Here is a 17373-nt window from a genome sequence, read left to right on the forward strand (position 1 = left end):
TCAAAAAGAACGAGGTGGTCATGTGTCTAAACGAGTTATTATTATGCATTTTGAAGTAGAAAGTCAAGCTTACCAAGCATTTTCAGAAATAAAGAAATTATATGCTGAAAAAAAAATCAAAGGAGAACAAATGGCTGTAGTAACCCATGTAAACGATGGTGTTCATCAGTTTAAAATCGATGATTTTCTAGATTTTACAGGCAATAATCATACATCAACGAATAGTATGATCGGAATGCTGATTGGTATTTTAGGTGGTCCATTAGGTATCTTATTAGGTTGGTTTGCAGGGAGTTTATTTGGAGCTTCTCAAGATGCCAAAGAAATCCAAGGAGCCCAAACAGTTTTTGAACATGTGACAAAGCAGATTGGAGAAGGAGAAACTGGCTTGATCTTGATCGCTGAGGAAGATGACAATCGTCCTTTAAATCAATTGATCATGAATGAATTAGGTGGAGAAATTACTCGTCTAGATTTTGAAGACGTGGAAAAAGAAATTACAGATGCTAAAGCAGTAGAAAAAGAAACAAAAGATTCAGCTAAAAAATCATGGCACGATAAAAAACAGGATACAAACAAAATTGATGAAAATTAATCGTTAATCAGTGTTACAATAAAGAAGTGAGAAGACGTGACAAAGAAATTATGTCTACGCGTCTTCTTTTTTTATAAGGATGTGAAACAGATGCTGAAAATACTATTAGTTGAAGATGATGAAATCTTATCAGACAGTATTTTAGAAATTTTATCTGAAACAGGTGAAATAACTCAAGTTTATGATGGTGAAGAGGCTTTGTATGAGGGTGAACGAGGGATTTATGATCTGATCGTACTAGATTTAATGTTGCCGTCACTATCGGGTGAGCAGGTCTTAACTGCTTTGAGGAAGAAAAATATTTATACACCTGTTTTAATATTAACTGCTAAAGATGGGCTAGAAGATAAAGTGAACGGCTTTAAAAATGGTGGCGATGATTATCTGACTAAACCTTTTCACCGAGAAGAATTATTACTAAGAGTTCAGGCACTTGCTCGTCGAGCATTAGGCATGAAGGGTCAAAATAAGTTAGTTGTTAATGAACTAAGCTTGGATTTGGATAATCGTCAAGCATGTTTTAAAAACAACGAATTAACGCTTCAAGGGAAAGAATTTGATTTATTGCATTATCTAATGCAAAATCAGGGTCGCATTGTTACAAAAGATCAATTGTTCGATCGAATTTGGGGATTTCAATCAGACACGACATTAACAGTTGTTGAAGTTTATATGAGCAACCTCAGGAAAAATTTAAAACCATTAGGAATTGACCGCTGGATCAAAACGTTACGTAATGTAGGCTATCTTTTTGAAGTACCAGAGGGCCTGGATCATGAATAAACAACTAAGCAAAAAACAAAGAATCAATTATTTTTTGATAAACTTACTATCATTCGCAAGTATTTTCCTTATCTTAGGGCTGATCGTTTTTCAATTAGTGCAAACATCCATTTACCAAACAGTCGACCATGATTTAGAACGACTTGCTGATGATCAAAAGTTTTTACAACATCAACTGATCAAAAACGAACCATCGAAAGACAGTTCTTTTGAATTAGGTAAATTTGACACGCCGCCGCCTAACAATTTTCAACAACAGGTAATTCTTTGGTCAAAAAGCGGGGAAATACTCAATGAAGAAGAGTTAGGCTCTCGATTTTACGATTTCCAAAATTTAAACTTATCTACTGCAGATTTGCGTAAAATCAGCAGTGTCCAAACCAAAGATAGTAATGGTCGTTCTTTGCAATTTCGCTCGATCACATTACCAGTAGAAAATCAAAATCAGGTTGCTTATATTCAACTTTTGGTGAATACTGACCCTATAAAAGGAACTGTGGAACAATTTAAACAAATCCTGATCATCTGCATGATCATCTTTGGATTATTGTCCATTGCCCTAAGCTATTTTCTTTCCAAATGGTTTATGAAACCTATATTGATCTCTTGGAAGAAGCAGCAAGAATTCGTTGAAAATGCCTCCCATGAACTGAGAACACCTTTAACGATCATTCAAGCAAAATTAGAAAAATTATTCACAAAGCCAAATCATACGATTTTAGAAGAATCTGAAACGATTGCTTTATCACTAGATGAAGTACAACGCTTAAGCCAATTGACAAGTGACTTACTTCTATTAGCTCGTTCAGATTCCAATGCACTGACATTGGAAAAAGAGCCAGTAAAAATCAACCACTTTTTGAATACCATTTTATTGCCCTATCAAGAATTAGCTTTAGCTGAAGAAAAAGCTTTTGTCATTGATTTAGGTGAAGAGCAGCAATTATTTTTCGATAAAAAAAGAATTCATCAGTTACTGATCATTTTGTTAGACAATGCACTTAAATATACTGAATCTGGTGAGAAAATCACTGTTTATTCAAGCGTAAAAAATAACGAATGGTCGATCAAAATCAGTGATACAGGCATTGGTATCGCCGAGGAGAAAAAAGCAGCAGTCTTTGAAAGATTCTATCGTGGAGAAGAATCACGAAATCGCAAAACAGGTGGCTATGGCATTGGACTATCTATTGCGAAGTGGATCGTGGACGAGCATCAAGGGAAAATTGAACTAACAGATACTATGCCAAAAGGAACCACTGTTATTTTACGTTTTCCTGTAAAATAAATATTATTTGCTAAAGCGGCAACTTTCTTCTAAAATAAAAGAGAAGTTTAAGGAAAGTTAGGTAGCTCATGGAATTACAATTTTTAGGTACAGGCGCTGGGGTTCCAGCAAAACATCGTAACGTAAGTAGTATTGCTCTAAAACTATTAGATGAAAGAAATGCAGTATGGTTATTTGATTGTGGTGAAGGGACACAGCTACAAATTCTAAAAAGCAATATCCGCCCAAGAAAAATCGAAAAAATTTTTATTACTCATTTGCATGGGGATCATATTTTTGGCTTGCCTGGTTTATTAAGCAGTCGTTCGTTTCAAGGCGGAAATGAAAAATTAGAAATTTATGGTCCAGCTGGTATAGCAGAGTTCGTTCGAACCGCATTAAAAGTGTCACAAACACGTCTTTCATATGAATTAACGTTTATTGAAATAAAAGAAGGTGTCGTATTTTCTGACAAACAATTCACTGTGACATGCAAAAAATTAGATCATGGCATTGCTAGTTTTGGCTATCGCATCGTAGAAGCCGATCATGAAGGAGAATTGCAAGTCGACAAATTAGCCGCTTTAAACATCCCTTCGGGTCCAATCTATGGTCAAATCAAGCGTGGGGAATCCGTAACATTATCAGATGGACGAGTAATTAATGGGAAAGACTTTGTTGGTGAAAGAAAATCGGGTAGAATCGTAACGATTCTTGGTGATACCAGAAAAACACCAAATAGTGTTTCGCTGGCAGAAAATGCGGATGTCTTAGTGCACGAGAGCACCTTCAATAAAGACGAAGAAAAAATGGCGAAAGCCTATTATCACTCTACAAGCCAACAAGCAGCACAAGTCGCGTTAGAAGCCCATGTGGAAAAACTAATATTGACGCACATCAGCGCGCGTTATTTAACTGGTGATATTATCCATTTAGAAAATGAAGCAAAAGAGATTTTTCCTAAAACAAAAATCGTGAAAGATATGGAAATAGTAGAGATTCCATTTAAAGCTGAGTAAGGGGGAATTAGGATGTACAAAGGACAAGATTTAACAGATAAGGTAGTCGTGGTAACAGGCGGTTCAGCTGGTTTAGGCGAACAAATTTGTTATGAAGCAGCAAAAAAAGGAGCAATCGTCGTTGTATGCGCCAGACGAATCAATTTGATTGGTAAAGTAAAAGAAACCTGTGAAGAACTAAGTGGTAAAACAGCATTTTCTTTCCAGCTAGATATTTCAGATCCAGAAAATGTAGAGAATGTTTTTGAAAAAATCAAAGCAGAAGTAGGTCCAATTGATGTTTTAGTCAACAATGCAGGTTTTGGAATTTTTGAAAACTTTGTAGATATTGATTTAGCAGTCGCTAGAAATATGTTTGAAGTGAATGTTTTAGGTTTGATGGTATTTACGCAAAAAGCAGCGCTTCAAATGGCTGAAAGAGGATCTGGTCATATCATCAATGTGGCTTCTATGGCTGGAAAAATGGCCACAGCAAAATCGACAGTTTATTCAGCTACGAAATTTGCCGTTTTAGGATTTTCAAACGCATTACGCCTAGAATTAAAACCTTTAGGAATTTCTGTGACAACAGTTAATCCAGGTCCCATTCAAACAGAGTTTTTTGATAAAGCTGATCCATCAGGCGACTATTTAGCTTCTGTCGACTTGTTTGTATTAGAGCCAAATAAATTAGCCAAAGAAATCGTGAATGCTATGGGTACATGCAAACGAGAAATCAATCGTCCAAGAGTGATGGAAGGTGCCTATCGTTTATACACATTATTTCCGCATATGGGGGATTTATTAGCTAGTGGTGTATTAAATAAAAAGTAACATATCAAATCAGCGTTTACTTACATGAGGGGGAAATCAAATATGAAAAATCAATGGCGTGTCGTTATCGGCCTTATTTTAGTTTTGATCGTTGTTATTTTTGCAGTGTTAAATAGTCAAACAGTACCGGTCAATTTCGGGTTTACGAAAATTACCGGTCCGCTGATCCTTATTATTCTAGGATCTGCGATTCTCGGCGCACTAATCGGCTTACTAACGTCGACAACTACATTGTTGAAACAGAAAAAACAAGTGAAAGAGTTACAGAGCGAAATTGAAGTATATAAAACAGATGCAGATAAATTAGCACAAGACGAAATTGAAAAAGTAAAAAGAACATACGAAAATCAGCTGGCTGAACTACAAGCGAAATATGATGCTGTAGCAGCTGCTGCGCCTATCACGCCAAGTGCTGATACGGAGTCTGTGGGCAGTCGTGTCGATCATTTTACTAAACCAAGAAGCGGCGAAGAAAAAATATAACACTAAAAAAGCAAAGGTAAAGCATAAACCGTTTATCTTTGCTTTTTAATTTGTTGATTTTTAGGATACTTTCTTTAGTTTTCTTGCGCTATTTGATATAATTATCTGGTTAGGAGTGACGTCGTGAAAAAAGCAAAATATACATGGCAATTACGAGAAAAGAGTGATTTGCCTGAAGAATTTTCAAATATACTAACCAATGAACAAATCAATCCCTTATTGGGCCAGATTTTATGGCATCGTGGTATTCAGTCAAAAGAAGCGCTAGAAACGTTTTTGCGCCCTACAATAGACAATCTTTATGATCCTTTTTTAATGCATGATATGGAAAAAACAGTAACAAGAATCCAAGATGCTGTAGCCCAAGGTGAAAAAATAGTGGTTTACGGGGATTATGATGCAGATGGTATTACAAGTACCACGGTTATGAAAGAAGCAATCGAGCTGATTGGCGGGGAAGTGGAGTACTTCTTGCCGAATCGATTCATTCACGGTTATGGACCTAATCTAGCTGTCTTTAAAGAACAAATTGAAAATGGTGTCCAATTAATTATTACTGTTGACAATGGAGTTGCAGGGAATGAAGCTATCAACTATGCCATGGAGCAAGGGATCGATGTCATCGTAACAGATCATCATGAATTGCCTCCAGAATTACCAAAGGCGTTTTCGATCATTCATCCGAAACATCCACAAGGTCATTATCCCTTTGGAGAATTAGCTGGAGTGGGAGTGGCTTTTAAAGTTGCAACTGCTTTATTAGGAGAATTGCCTGCTGAATTTCTTGATTTAGTAGCGATCGGTACAATTGCTGATTTAGTTTCACTAACAGATGAAAATCGAGTACTTGTCAAAATGGGACTGGAAATGATTCAAAATGGTGAAAGAATCGGCTTAGATAGTTTGATCCACTCAGCTGAACTAAAAAAAGAAGCCATTAGTGAGGAAAATATTGGTTTTACGATCGCACCACGATTGAATGCATTAGGTAGATTAGGTGATGCGACTCCAGGTGTGGAACTGATGACAACATTTGATGAAGAAGAAGCAGAGCGAATCGCAACGTATATCAATAGCCAAAATGATGAACGAAAAGAAATCGTGGCTAAGATCACTAAAGAAGCTTTTGAACTTATTGACCCCACTGATTCTATCCATATTGTTGCAAAGCAGGGGTGGCACGAAGGGGTTCTTGGGATCGTTGCTGGCAGAATCATGCAAGATACAGGGAAACCGACGATCGTGCTTACGATCGATGAAAACAACGAATCAGCTAAAGGTTCTGGCCGAAGCGTCTCAGCTTTGAATTTGTTTGATGCATTAAGTGAAATTCGTGAAGAATTTACACATTTTGGTGGTCATCATATGGCTGCTGGTATGACGTTGCCTGTGGTCAATATCGCTAAAGTAAAACAACATCTGATCCATTATCTAGAAACAAATCAAATCGATTTGTCTCAAGGACAAGAACTCTTGATAGATGAGTCATTAAAAGTTGAAGAAGCAACGATTTCATTTATTCAGCAATTAAAAATTCTAGCTCCTTTGGGTACAGATAATCCCGTACCTAATTTCTTATTTGAAGATGTCTCAGTCGAACAAAGCCGTCAAATCGGAGCAGATAAAAGTCATCTTAAATTCCAAATAAGCCAAGGCAGTACTAAATTAGATGCCATTGCCTTTCAAATGGGCAACCAAGTCGATGAATTCGGGCAAGGAACGACCAATATAGCAGGGCAATTGTCGATCAATGAGTGGAATGGAAATAAAAAACCGCAACTAATGGTCAGCGATTTTTCAGTTGATGGCGTTCAGTTATTCGATCTACGAGGGAAAAATGCTCGCCAAAAAGAAATACCTTCAGCAAATACGCTATATATTTATTTTAATGCAGATAGCCAAAAATTGATCGATGATCAAACTAGTCAGCAACATTTGTTTACCAGTATTCCTGAAGCAGTAGCAACGATCGAAGCAACAAATAGCGAACAACTCGTTTTTGTTGACTGTCCAGACGATATCGATTTATTAAAACAAATCACACAAGTTGGAAAAATAGAGCGTGTCTATATGATGGGAATTTCTCAAGAAGAAGCCTATTTAAATGGAACTGGAACAAGAGAACAATATGCCCAACTATACAAATTTGTGAGACAACAGGAACAAGTAGATGTTCGCTATAAACTGAATGTTGTCGCTAAACATTTAAAAATACAAGAAAAGTTATTAATTTTTATGATTCAGGTGTTTTTTGATCTAGGATTTGTTACAATAGAAAACGGTGTTTTAAGAAAAGTTGAGAACCCTGAAAATCATCCTTTGACGGAAAGTAAGGTCTATCAAACTCGCTTAAAAAGAATTAAAACAGAAGAGTTTTTGTTATACAGCGATCGTGAGACATTACAACAATGGCTGTGGAATGAGGAGGAAGTATAAAAAATGGATTTAAAAGATTATATTGCTAGTATTCCAGATTATCCAGAAAAAGGCGTTATATTTAGAGATATCTCACCATTGATGGCAAATGGGGAGGCGTATCGTGAAGCAACAAAACAAATCGTTGATTATGCAAAAGAAAAAAGAATCGACATGGTCGTAGGACCTGAAGCACGTGGCTTTATCGTAGGATGTCCTGTGGCATACGAGCTAGGTGTTGGTTTTGCTCCTGTCCGTAAAAAAGGCAAGTTGCCTCGTGAAACAATCGAAGTAACCTATGATTTAGAATATGGTTCGGATACATTAACGCTTCACAAAGATGCGATAATCCCTGGGCAACGAGTATTGATCTGTGATGATTTATTAGCAACTGGTGGCACAATCAAGGCGACTATCGAGCTGATTGAGTCTTTAGGCGGAATTGTTGTAGGTTGTGCATTTTTGATCGAATTGATGGACTTACACGGACGTGACAAAATTAACGGCTATGAAATCGTTACATTGATGGAATATTAAAAAAATGATCTTTACCTTGGATAAAATCCAGAGTAGAGATCATTTTTATTTTGTCCTATGGATATTTACGATAGATATAATGTTGCTGTTCATTTTTTTTTCTTGTATGGGTGTATCTTTTCTCATCCCATAACATGAACCATATAATGAATAGAGGGCTAACAATAAGTAAAGCGGACTGTAACCCTAATGTTCCTAAGAAAATACCAATAATCAATACAACAAATAATAACCCGCCACGACGAACTGCTTTCATTCTTAATCACCTCATAATTTTTATCGAACAAACGTTTGTATAATCATTATACGAATGTTTGTTCGGTTTGTAAAGAGATAAATACAAAAAAGGTACTTCTTTTTGATAAGTCAAAAAAAGAAGTACCTTAAAACCTTTAAATAAAGGATTTTGTATTATTCTAAGTATAAAGCAATATTGAAAAGAACATGAAGCCTGCTCCCAACATAACAAACAAATGCCAAACCACATGCATAAAACGAACACTTTTTAAGCTATAAAATGCAGCTCCTAACGTGTAAGAAACACCTCCTGCAACTAATAACGCGATTCCTGTAGGTCCTAAAGAATGATATAATGGTTTTGCAGCAGTTATACAAAGCCAACCCATAATAATATAAATGATGGTCGATACATTTTTTACTGTTTCTTGTTTGTGAAGTGTTAAGGATTTATAGACGACACCACTGATTGCCATCACCCAGATAAGCACGAACAATAGCCAACCAAGCCAGCCTTTGATACTTAGTAAACAAAATGGCGTATAACTTCCAGCAATCAATAAAAAAATCGAACTATGATCAAAAACTTGGAAAACTTTCTTCGCTCTAGTAAAAATCAAACTGTGAAATAAAGTCGAAGCTAAAAATAAGAGCACTAGCGTTGAACCATAAATAGCATAGGAAACAACGTGGACCGCAGAACCAAGATGTGCACCTTTAACCAGTAAAATCACTAATCCTGCAATACTTAATCCAGCCCCGATCCCGTGAGTTACCGCATTAAGAACTTCATTTAAAATCATATATTTTTTTGAAAATTTTACTTTTTCCAAGAAATCAGCTTCCTTCATTTTAATTTGGTGAAAAATAATTCTTTGTCTGTTATAATATAAACAGACATTTAAGCCTCAAAAGTATTTTACCACGAATTGAGGTTGTTTTTAAAGAAAGAGTGATAAAATTATGACAAATGTTAAAATTGTGACGGATTCTTCTTGCACAATGCTGAAAAGTGTACGCGATGATTTAGCGATTCAAATGATGCCTTTATCTGTGATGATTGACGGTGTAGTGTACGCTGATGACGATCATTTAGAAGGCGAAAAGTTTATGGAATTGATGAGTACAGCAAAAGCATTGCCTAAGACCAGCCAGCCGCCAATCGGCGAATTTGTTGAACTATATGACCGCTTAGGTGCTGATGGTAGCGAAGTGATTTCAATCCATATGACAAAAGGTTTGAGCGGGACAGTAGAAGCAGCAAGACAAGCTGGAAACCTAAGCTCTGCTAATGTTACGGTAATCGATAGTGATTTCACTGACCAAGGCTTATCATTTCAGGTAATTCAAGCTGCAAAACTTGCTAAAAATGGAGCAAGTGTTCCAGAAATTTTAGCTGAAATCAATCACGTCAAAGAAAATACAAAATTATTCATTGGAATTTCTACATTAGATAATCTAGTTAAAGGCGGCCGAATCAGCCGGGCAACCGGATTATTGTCCAGTATTTTTAATATGAAAGTCGTCATGGATTTCGATCATACAGAACTGATACCAGTCGCTAAAGGTCGAGGCATGAAAACTTTCAATAAATGGTTTGATGAGCTAAAACATGAATTGAGTACGTTATCCAATGTTCGACAAATCGGTATTTCTCATGCAGATGGGTTAGAATTAGCGAATGGATTTAAAGAAGGACTACAAGCATTGTTTCCTGATATGGATATTCCTGTATTACATACAAATCCTGTGATCGCAACACATACAGGTAAAGGTGCTTTTGCTATCATGTACTATACAGACTGAGTTTTGAGCAGATCAAACTGATCTGCTCTTTTTAATAATAGTTTTTGTGAATTTTACTGTACAAATGGACATAAACTAGAGATAATTTAGTTTAGTAAAAATAAAAATTTAGATACTGTGTATCAGCGAATTAGACTGTTCTCATGCGTTGTAAAAGAGGATAATAGCGCTCAAATTTATAAGTCTTCAGACCAGAACATTTTTCGTGACTTACAGCAAAGGAAGGGATACAATGAAACTATTTTTAAAAAACAATTGGCCTAATTTTGCGCTCTTTTTTATTACCATTATTGGTGTATTTTTATTATTGATCGTGGCTGTTCCTAAAGCTAAACCAATTTTAGGCACTGGCGCACTGCAAAAAGCTAAAAGTGAAACAAAAGAAGTCATTCACTATACGGCAATCGGCGATTCATTAACTGAAGGGATCGGTGATTCAACTAGTTCAGGCGGCTTTGTCCCATTAGTTGCGAAGGATTTGCAGGAACAGTACAATTTAAATGGTGTTCAAATAGATAATTTTGGTAAAAACGGCGACCGAAGCGATCAAATTCTCAAACGGATCAAAAAAAATAAAGAAATTCAAGAAGGCTTAGCTTCAGCTGATGTCATTACTTTAACAGTGGGCGGGAACGATTTAATGAAAGTAATCAAAGGGGATATTTTCCGTTTGACGAAAAAATCATTTGAAAAACCTTTAAAAAATTATCAAAAAGAAGTAGAAAAATTATTTGCCGAAATCCGTGAATACAATGCTGATGCGCCGATCTACGTATTAGGGATTTATAATCCATTTTATCTTTATTTCCCTGATATCACAGAAATGCAGGAGATAGTGGATACTTGGAATAATGGTACACAAGAAATTGTCAACACAGAAAAAAATGCCTATTTTATTCCAATCAATGACTTACTTTACAAAGGAAAAGGGGACGAGGTAGGAATCGTTAGCAGTGAAGATATAGCTTCTGGGACTACTTCTAGTGAAGAAAAAGATATCAAAAATAATGCATTATACGAAGAAGATCACTTTCACCCCAATAATTTAGGCTATCAAATCATGGCAAGTGCAGTACGTAACGAAATGGTAAAAACACAAGATAAATGGCTTGAAAAAGGAAGTGAGTGAGATAAATGAAAAATGAATCAGAAAAAAAAGAAGAAGTTAAAAAAGTGACCAAACGAAAAAAAAATGTGCCAGAAGTGAAAAAATCGATTAATCATTGGAAAGTTGCTTTTATTGTTTTGATTGCGCTGATCATCGGAAGTCTAGCGTTTGTCTTTGTAAGAGTTACTCAAATCCGTGAACCAAACTATAAACCTGTTCCAGAACTAGTTGAAAAAGACGGAACGCCTGTGATTGCAATTCAATCTAAGAAAAAACAAATAAATGCACTAATTGATTTTTATCTCAGTGATTTCCAAAAAGGATCAGACATTACCTATGAATTCTATTTAGAAAATGAAGCGATGTTGAATGGTACCTTTAAAGTTCTGGGTCATCCAATTCAGTTCTATCTTTATTTTGATCCATACGTAATGGATGATGGGAATGTGCAACTAAAAGCCAAAAGTTTATCTATTGGTACCTTAGGATTACCGATGAAAGAGATTTTGAAATTTGTCAAAAGAGATTATAAATTACCAAATTGGGTAGAAGTAAATCCAGATGACAGCACTATTTTACTTCGTTTAGATCAATTTAGAATGCAAAACGGCTTGTTTATTCGTGCTGAAAAAATAAATTTAGTTGACGATGACATCCGCATGAATATTTACTTGCCAAAAGATAGCAATGACAAGAAGGAGGAGTCAAATTGAGCGAAAAAGCGATTTTTGCCGGCGGCTGTTTTTGGTGCATGATCCAACCATTTGACACACAGCCAGGTATCCACTCAGTAACGTCCGGTTACACAGGCGGACATGTTGTTGACCCAACGTACGAACAAGTGCTGAGTCATACGACAGGTCACACTGAAGCCGTTGAGATCGAATTTGATCCAGCAATCATGTCTTATGAGAAATTAGTTGAGATTTATTGGCATCAGACAGATCCAACTGATGCTTTAGGTCAGTTTGAAGATCGAGGGGATAACTATCGTCCAGTGATCTTTTATACAAGTGAGGAACAGAAAAAAATTGCAGAAAAAAGTCGACAAGCTTTACAAGAAAGTGGACGTTTCAGTGAGCCTATCGTTACAAAAATCGAACCTGCAGCTGTTTTTTATCCTGCAGAAGATTATCACCAAGATTTTTATCAAAAAGAACCTAAGCGCTATGAAGAGGCACATTCAACTCGGTCAAATTTTATAGAAAAGAATTGGTGAACGTATGAGAAGAAGTTTTTATCATTATTTAATGACATTGAGAGCACCTAAGAAAACTGAGGAAAGCCAATTTGCAAATGATGCTGCTAAAGATATCCAGTTTCCTAAACAGTCTGAAGATTACCATGAATTATCATCTTATCTAGAAATGAATGCTGATTACTTAACAAATATGCACATTTTTGATGACTTATGGGAAAAATACCTAGAAAACAATAAATAAAAGAAACAGGAAAGGCAAAGAAAGCTTTTCCTTCTTTTTTTTTCATGGTAAACTGAAAAATATGCAATGATAATTTTACAGAAAGAGATGACAAGTATGAAAAACAAAAAACAAGTACCTTTTCATCAATATATTATTTCGATTCTTTGTGTTGCTTTTCTAGCAGGAGGTAGCGGTTATATTTATTTCGACTATCAATACAAAAAACAACTAGCTAATAGCCCAGCTCAAACTAGTGAGCTAAAAGAGATCGATAATTTATATAATGAAATCGTTAATAATTACGTAGGTAAAGTAGATGAACAAAAATTAGTTGACGGGGCACTAAAAGGGATGACAGAAGCTTTAGACGATCCGTATTCAAGTTACCTCAATGAACCAGAAGCAGATGAATTAGATCAGAGTCTTACAGGTAGTTTCGAAGGAATCGGTGCAACAATGACCATGATAGACGACCTTCCAACTGTCGCTCAAGCGCCAATTGAAGGCTCTCCAGCAGCGAAAGCAGGGATCAAGGCCAATGATGTCTTTTTAAAAGTAGATGATGAAGAAACGAAAGGCAAGACCCTTTCTGAAGTTGTCAGCAAAATACGTGGAAAAAAAGGGACAGAAGTCCGTTTAACAATCAAACGAGGCGAAGAAACCTTTGAATTAAAACTTATCCGAGATACGATTCCAATTGAGACTGTAAAAGGTGAGTTAGACAAAAAAGACCCTTCAATCGGTTCTATCAAGATCACTTCTTTTAGCGGAAACACATACGAAGAATTGCAAGAAACAATCAAAAAATTAAGAAAAGAAGGGGCGAAATCTTTTGTGATCGATTTGCGCCAAAATCCTGGTGGATTACTTGATCAAGTTGAGAAGATGGCTAGTATGTTCCTAGAAGATGGAAAAACAATCGTCAAATTTGAGGACAAAAATGGTAATACAAGTGAAGATATCGCCTCTAGTGATTTAGATGGAGGTTTTAAAGTAACTGAGCCGACAGTTGTTCTAGTCGACGAGGGCAGTGCCAGCGCCTCTGAAATATTTGCGGCAGCTCTAAAAGAATCTGGCAATAAAAAAATCATTGGAACAAAAACATTTGGTAAAGGAACCGTTCAAACTGTCAAAAACTTGAATGATAAAAGTGAAATAAAATTAACCGTGCTTAAATGGCTAACACCCGATGGCAAATGGATCCATGAAAAAGGATTAGAACCAACAATCAAAGCTGACTATCCAGACTTTGCGTATTTATCACCAATTTCAAGGGACAAAACGCTAAAAATAGGAGATTCTTCGCCTGTTGTAAAAAATGTCAATGCCTTATTAAAAGCGCTAGGCTATGAAGTCAACGCTGACAGTAGTGATTTTACAGAACAAACGCAAGCAGCAGTCAGTACCATACAAACAGAAAATGATCTTCCAGCCACAGGAGAAGTAGACAATGAAACAGCTACTCAGATCGAAGTAGAGATCGGCAAAAAAATAAAAGATAATGATCATGCCTATGAAACAGGTATAAAAGAACTTCAGACAGAAAAAAATAAGAAATAAAAGTAATAGGCTAGAATAAACGTTGGGAGCAGAAGCAATTTCCTCTTATTTATCAGAGTCAAATGCTTCTGTCTCAACCTCTTTTATGTTTTGCTGACAAGATATTCATTTTTCCTTTAAATTAGTCGCTTTTTCTAGTGTCTTTCCTTTATAATAGAATCAGCATGAAAAAGGGAGCGAAAATAGTGGAAAAACGAAAATCTTATATTGGCTATTTTATTTTTTTCATAAAAATACTCGTTCCTTCCTTAGTGTTGTTATTTATACTAAGAGGTTTTATTTTAATTCCAGTTCCTGTCGATGGGAATTCAATGGAAAAAACACTTAGTCAAGGTGACATGATTGTGATGGAAAAATTTTCATCAGTCAAGCGCTTTGACGTAGTCGTTTTCAAATTACCAAATGGAGAAATTTATATTAAACGAGTGATCGGACTACCCGGAGAAGCTATTCGGTATGAAGATGATCAGCTGTATATAAATGAAAAACCAATAGAAGAACCTTTTTTAGAAAAAAATATAAAAAAAGATCACGAGACAGCTCCTTACACAACTAATTTTAATTTAAGTGATCTGACTACGAAAGATATCTTACCCAAAGACAGTTATTTTGTGTTGGGTGATAATCGACGAATGTCAAAAGATAGCCGTTCGTTTGGGGCTGTTGAAAGTAAGTATATTTTAGGAAAAGCACAATTTGTTTACTACCCAATAACGCACATGAAATTCATACCAAGATAGGTGATAAAATGACAATACAATGGTTTCCTGGACACATGGCCAAAGCTAGAAGAGAAGTATCTGAAAAAATCAAATATGTCGACATTGTTTTTGAATTGGTCGATGCAAGACTGCCCCTTTCATCTAGAAATCCAATGATGGATCAAATAGTTCAGCAAAAGCCTCGCTTGATCCTACTCAATAAAGGGGATTTAGCTGATAAAGAACAAAATCAGAAATGGCAGCATTATTTTCAGGAAAAAGGCTATCATACATTAATCATTAATGCACAGCAGAATAAAGGCATTAATAAAATCGTTCCTGAAGCGAAAAAAGCATTAAAAGAAAAACTTGATCGTGAACGCTCAAAAGGAGTGAAACCACGGGCTATCCGAGCGATGTGCATTGGTATTCCAAACGTTGGGAAATCTACATTGATGAATCGTTTAGTCGGAAAAAAAATCGCGCAAACAGGTAATAAACCTGGGGTGACAAAAGGCCAACAGTGGCTGCGTTCTGGATCTGATTTAGAGCTGTTGGATACACCTGGAATCTTATGGCCGAAATTTGAAGATCAAGAAATCGGGAAAAAATTAGCTTTGACTGGTGCAATAAAAGATCAACTTCTGCATTTAGATGACTTAGCGATTTATGGGTTAACATTTTTCTCTCGTTTTTATCCAGAACGTTTGGTTGAACGCTATAAATTAACGCAGGAAGAGACATTTTTGCCAGGTGCTGAACTATTAATGCTAATTAGTCAAAAACGTGGATTCCGTGATGATTATGATCGGGCAAGCGAAATGATCATCCAGGAAATCCGCAGCAGTAGATTGGGACCATATACTTTAGATCGTTGGGAAGAATTAGGAGTACCAAAAGATGAAAAGTGAATCAATTCAACAAATTAAAGCAGCTTTAAATACTATTGATAAAAGAGACGATAAAAGAATCCAGTTATGGAAAACAGACGAACGTAGCGGTGTTCAGCAAGCGTTGGCACAATGGGATAGAAGAATTCTGCGTCATGAAAAAGAGTTAGCGTTATTTGAAGAAATGCAGCAATTTGAAAATAATGCACGTCACAATGGGCATCGTTTCATCGTAGGCATCGATGAAGTCGGACGTGGTCCGCTGGCTGGTCCAGTTGTTGCTGCAGCAGTCATTCTCCCTGATGATTTTCAACTTCTCGGGGTGAATGATTCGAAAAAACTATCAGCAAAAAAAAGAAATGAACTTTACAACGAAATCCAAAATCAAGCCATCTCAATTGGGATTGGTATGGTAGATCACAACAAAATAGATGAAATTAATATTTATCAAGCATCAAAACTGGCGATGAGTATAGCGCTGGAAGATCTTTGCATTATGCCCGATTATTTATTAATTGATGCGATGAAGCTAGATGTTGAGATTCCTCAAGAGAGCATTATCAAAGGCGATGCACGTTCTATATCAATTGCGGCAGCAAGTATCATTGCCAAAGTTATTCGTGATCGTCTGATGGAAGACTACGCTAAAATGTATCCAGGATATGGATTTGAAAACAACGCCGGTTACGGTACAAAAGAACATTTACAAGGATTGAAACAACAAGGAATCTGTACAATTCATAGAAAAACGTTTGCTCCAATCAAAGATATGTGTTACTAAAAATAAAAAACACCTTTTTTTGCGAATACTTACTATAACAAGTATTAGTGAAAGAAGGTTTTTTTATGGCAAATAAACAACGAGATCTACTCTTTAAATTGACAGTTTGTAATGGGATCGGTAATTTAGGTATATTGAAAATCTTAGATTTTTCAATGAGATACAATGACAGTACCGACTTTTCAAAAGAAGAAATAATCCAAATTGCTGGAATTACAACATACCAAAAATTATTTTCTCAGTCATGGGATCACTGGACATGCGAATCAGAAAAATTAAAAGAATACCAAGAGCAACATACGTTTATCACAATTTTGGATCCTACTTATCCTTACTACTTAAAACAAATCTATAATTGTCCTACATTGTTGTTCTACAAAGGAAATATCAAACTTTTAGAAAAAAATTGCTTGTCTTTCATCGGAGCAAGAGCTGCTTCTGTTTATGGCATAAATATTGTTCGACAATTGATTCCAGAAATGATTCGTAATAATATTACTATTGTTAGTGGATTAGCTAAAGGGATCGATAGTGTTAGTCACCAAGTTACTATGCAAAATAACGGGAATACCATTGGTGTCATTGGAACCGGGCTTGATATTTGTTACCCTAAGGAGACTGCTCATATCCAACGAATGATGATGGAAGAACAACTCGTCATCAGTGAATATCCTAACGGTGTTGGCCCCAGAAAATACCATTTTCCAATGAGAAATCGAATTATTGCCGGAATAAGTTTAGGAACGTGCGTAATTGAAGCACGAAAAAGGAGTGGCTCATTGATCACAGCTCAAGCTGCATTAGAATATGGACGTGACGTTTTTGCAGTACCTGGCAATGTATTCGATGCCCAGTCTGATGGTTGTCATGGCCTTATTCAAGAGGGGGCAAAATGCACAATTTGCCCCCAAGATATCCTAGAAGAAATTCAACTTTTTTCGATTTAACTGTATC

The 17373-nt window shown here is 36.1% G+C and carries 20 protein-coding genes; 18 read left to right on the forward strand and 2 right to left on the reverse strand.

What is annotated here, in order from left to right; all coding sequences use genetic code 11:
- Positions 1-22: 22 nt before the first annotated feature.
- The 8 genes from IGI43_RS01055 (at position 23) to IGI43_RS01090 (ending at position 7912) form a co-directional block, all read left to right on the forward strand.
- Positions 23-595: a DUF1269 domain-containing protein gene (locus IGI43_RS01055; protein WP_438755961.1), complete on the forward strand. Its 573-nt coding sequence runs from the start codon at positions 23-25 to the stop codon at positions 593-595.
- 90 nt (positions 596-685) lie between these two features.
- Positions 686-1378 (forward strand): response regulator transcription factor, encoded by a 693-nt coding sequence (locus IGI43_RS01060; RefSeq protein ID WP_438755962.1) that lies wholly within the window; start codon positions 686-688, stop codon positions 1376-1378.
- Positions 1371-2666: a sensor histidine kinase gene (locus tag IGI43_RS01065; protein WP_438755963.1), complete on the forward strand. Its 1296-nt coding sequence runs from the start codon at positions 1371-1373 to the stop codon at positions 2664-2666. Before IGI43_RS01060 ends, IGI43_RS01065 begins: the two co-directional genes overlap by 8 nt.
- A 68-nt stretch (positions 2667-2734) precedes the next feature.
- Complete coding sequence (rnz, locus tag IGI43_RS01070; protein ID WP_438755964.1) at positions 2735-3664, forward strand: ribonuclease Z; 930 nt, start codon at positions 2735-2737, stop codon at positions 3662-3664.
- Positions 3665-3676: 12 nt separating this feature from the next.
- A complete protein-coding gene (locus IGI43_RS01075; protein ID WP_438755965.1) occupies positions 3677-4477 on the forward strand; it encodes an SDR family NAD(P)-dependent oxidoreductase in 801 nt (266 codons plus the stop codon).
- Positions 4478-4519: 42 nt separating this feature from the next.
- Complete coding sequence (locus IGI43_RS01080) at positions 4520-4960, forward strand: LapA family protein (protein WP_438755966.1); 441 nt, start codon at positions 4520-4522, stop codon at positions 4958-4960.
- Positions 4961-5083: 123 nt separating this feature from the next.
- A complete protein-coding gene (recJ, locus tag IGI43_RS01085) occupies positions 5084-7396 on the forward strand; it encodes a single-stranded-DNA-specific exonuclease RecJ (RefSeq protein WP_438755967.1) in 2313 nt (770 codons plus the stop codon).
- 3 nt (positions 7397-7399) lie between these two features.
- Positions 7400-7912, forward strand: a complete 513-nt coding sequence (locus IGI43_RS01090) for an adenine phosphoribosyltransferase (protein WP_438755968.1) — start codon at positions 7400-7402, stop codon at positions 7910-7912.
- 55 nt (positions 7913-7967) lie between these two features.
- Here the strand turns inward: IGI43_RS01090 and IGI43_RS01095 are convergent, their stop codons facing one another.
- On the reverse strand, positions 7968-8168 hold the full coding sequence (locus tag IGI43_RS01095) for a hypothetical protein (protein WP_438755969.1): 201 nt from the start codon (positions 8166-8168) through the stop codon (positions 7968-7970).
- A 160-nt stretch (positions 8169-8328) separates the two neighbouring features.
- Entirely contained in the window at positions 8329-8982 is a 654-nt protein-coding gene (gene trhA, locus IGI43_RS01100; RefSeq protein WP_438755970.1) for a PAQR family membrane homeostasis protein TrhA, read from the reverse strand.
- Positions 8983-9112: 130 nt separating this feature from the next.
- Here trhA and IGI43_RS01105 point away from each other — a divergent pair, with 130 nt between their 5' ends.
- From IGI43_RS01105 to dprA, 10 genes are all read left to right on the forward strand, one after another.
- Complete coding sequence (locus IGI43_RS01105) at positions 9113-9955, forward strand: DegV family protein (RefSeq protein WP_438755971.1); 843 nt, start codon at positions 9113-9115, stop codon at positions 9953-9955.
- 232 nt (positions 9956-10187) lie between these two features.
- Positions 10188-11084, forward strand: a complete 897-nt coding sequence (locus IGI43_RS01110; protein ID WP_438755972.1) for an SGNH/GDSL hydrolase family protein — start codon at positions 10188-10190, stop codon at positions 11082-11084.
- A gap of 5 nt (positions 11085-11089) precedes the next feature.
- Positions 11090-11776, forward strand: a complete 687-nt coding sequence (locus tag IGI43_RS01115; RefSeq protein WP_438755973.1) for a YpmS family protein — start codon at positions 11090-11092, stop codon at positions 11774-11776.
- Positions 11773-12282 carry a peptide-methionine (S)-S-oxide reductase MsrA gene (gene msrA / locus IGI43_RS01120; RefSeq protein ID WP_438755974.1) on the forward strand — a complete coding sequence of 170 codons (510 nt, stop codon included), beginning with the start codon at positions 11773-11775 and terminating at the stop codon, positions 12280-12282. Before IGI43_RS01115 ends, msrA begins: the two co-directional genes overlap by 4 nt.
- Before the next feature lie 4 nt (positions 12283-12286).
- Positions 12287-12505, forward strand: a complete 219-nt coding sequence (locus IGI43_RS01125; RefSeq protein ID WP_438755975.1) for a YozE family protein — start codon at positions 12287-12289, stop codon at positions 12503-12505.
- 96 nt (positions 12506-12601) lie between these two features.
- Entirely contained in the window at positions 12602-14047 is a 1446-nt protein-coding gene (locus IGI43_RS01130) for a S41 family peptidase (RefSeq protein ID WP_438755976.1), read from the forward strand.
- A gap of 185 nt (positions 14048-14232) precedes the next feature.
- Entirely contained in the window at positions 14233-14787 is a 555-nt protein-coding gene (lepB, locus tag IGI43_RS01135; RefSeq protein ID WP_438755977.1) for a signal peptidase I, read from the forward strand.
- 8 nt (positions 14788-14795) lie between these two features.
- The gene (gene ylqF / locus IGI43_RS01140; protein WP_438755979.1) at positions 14796-15659 is read left to right on the forward strand and encodes a ribosome biogenesis GTPase YlqF; all 864 of its coding nucleotides are present in this window, start codon (positions 14796-14798) and stop codon (positions 15657-15659) included.
- Complete coding sequence (locus IGI43_RS01145) at positions 15649-16419, forward strand: ribonuclease HII (RefSeq protein WP_438755980.1); 771 nt, start codon at positions 15649-15651, stop codon at positions 16417-16419. The genes ylqF and IGI43_RS01145 overlap by 11 nt, the downstream gene beginning before the upstream one ends.
- A gap of 65 nt (positions 16420-16484) precedes the next feature.
- Entirely contained in the window at positions 16485-17366 is an 882-nt protein-coding gene (gene dprA / locus IGI43_RS01150; RefSeq protein WP_438755981.1) for a DNA-processing protein DprA, read from the forward strand.
- Positions 17367-17373: the final 7 nt, after the last annotated feature.

This window comes from Enterococcus sp. AZ126 (genome assembly GCF_051714545.1).
Taxonomy (GTDB): domain Bacteria; phylum Bacillota; class Bacilli; order Lactobacillales; family Enterococcaceae; genus Enterococcus_L.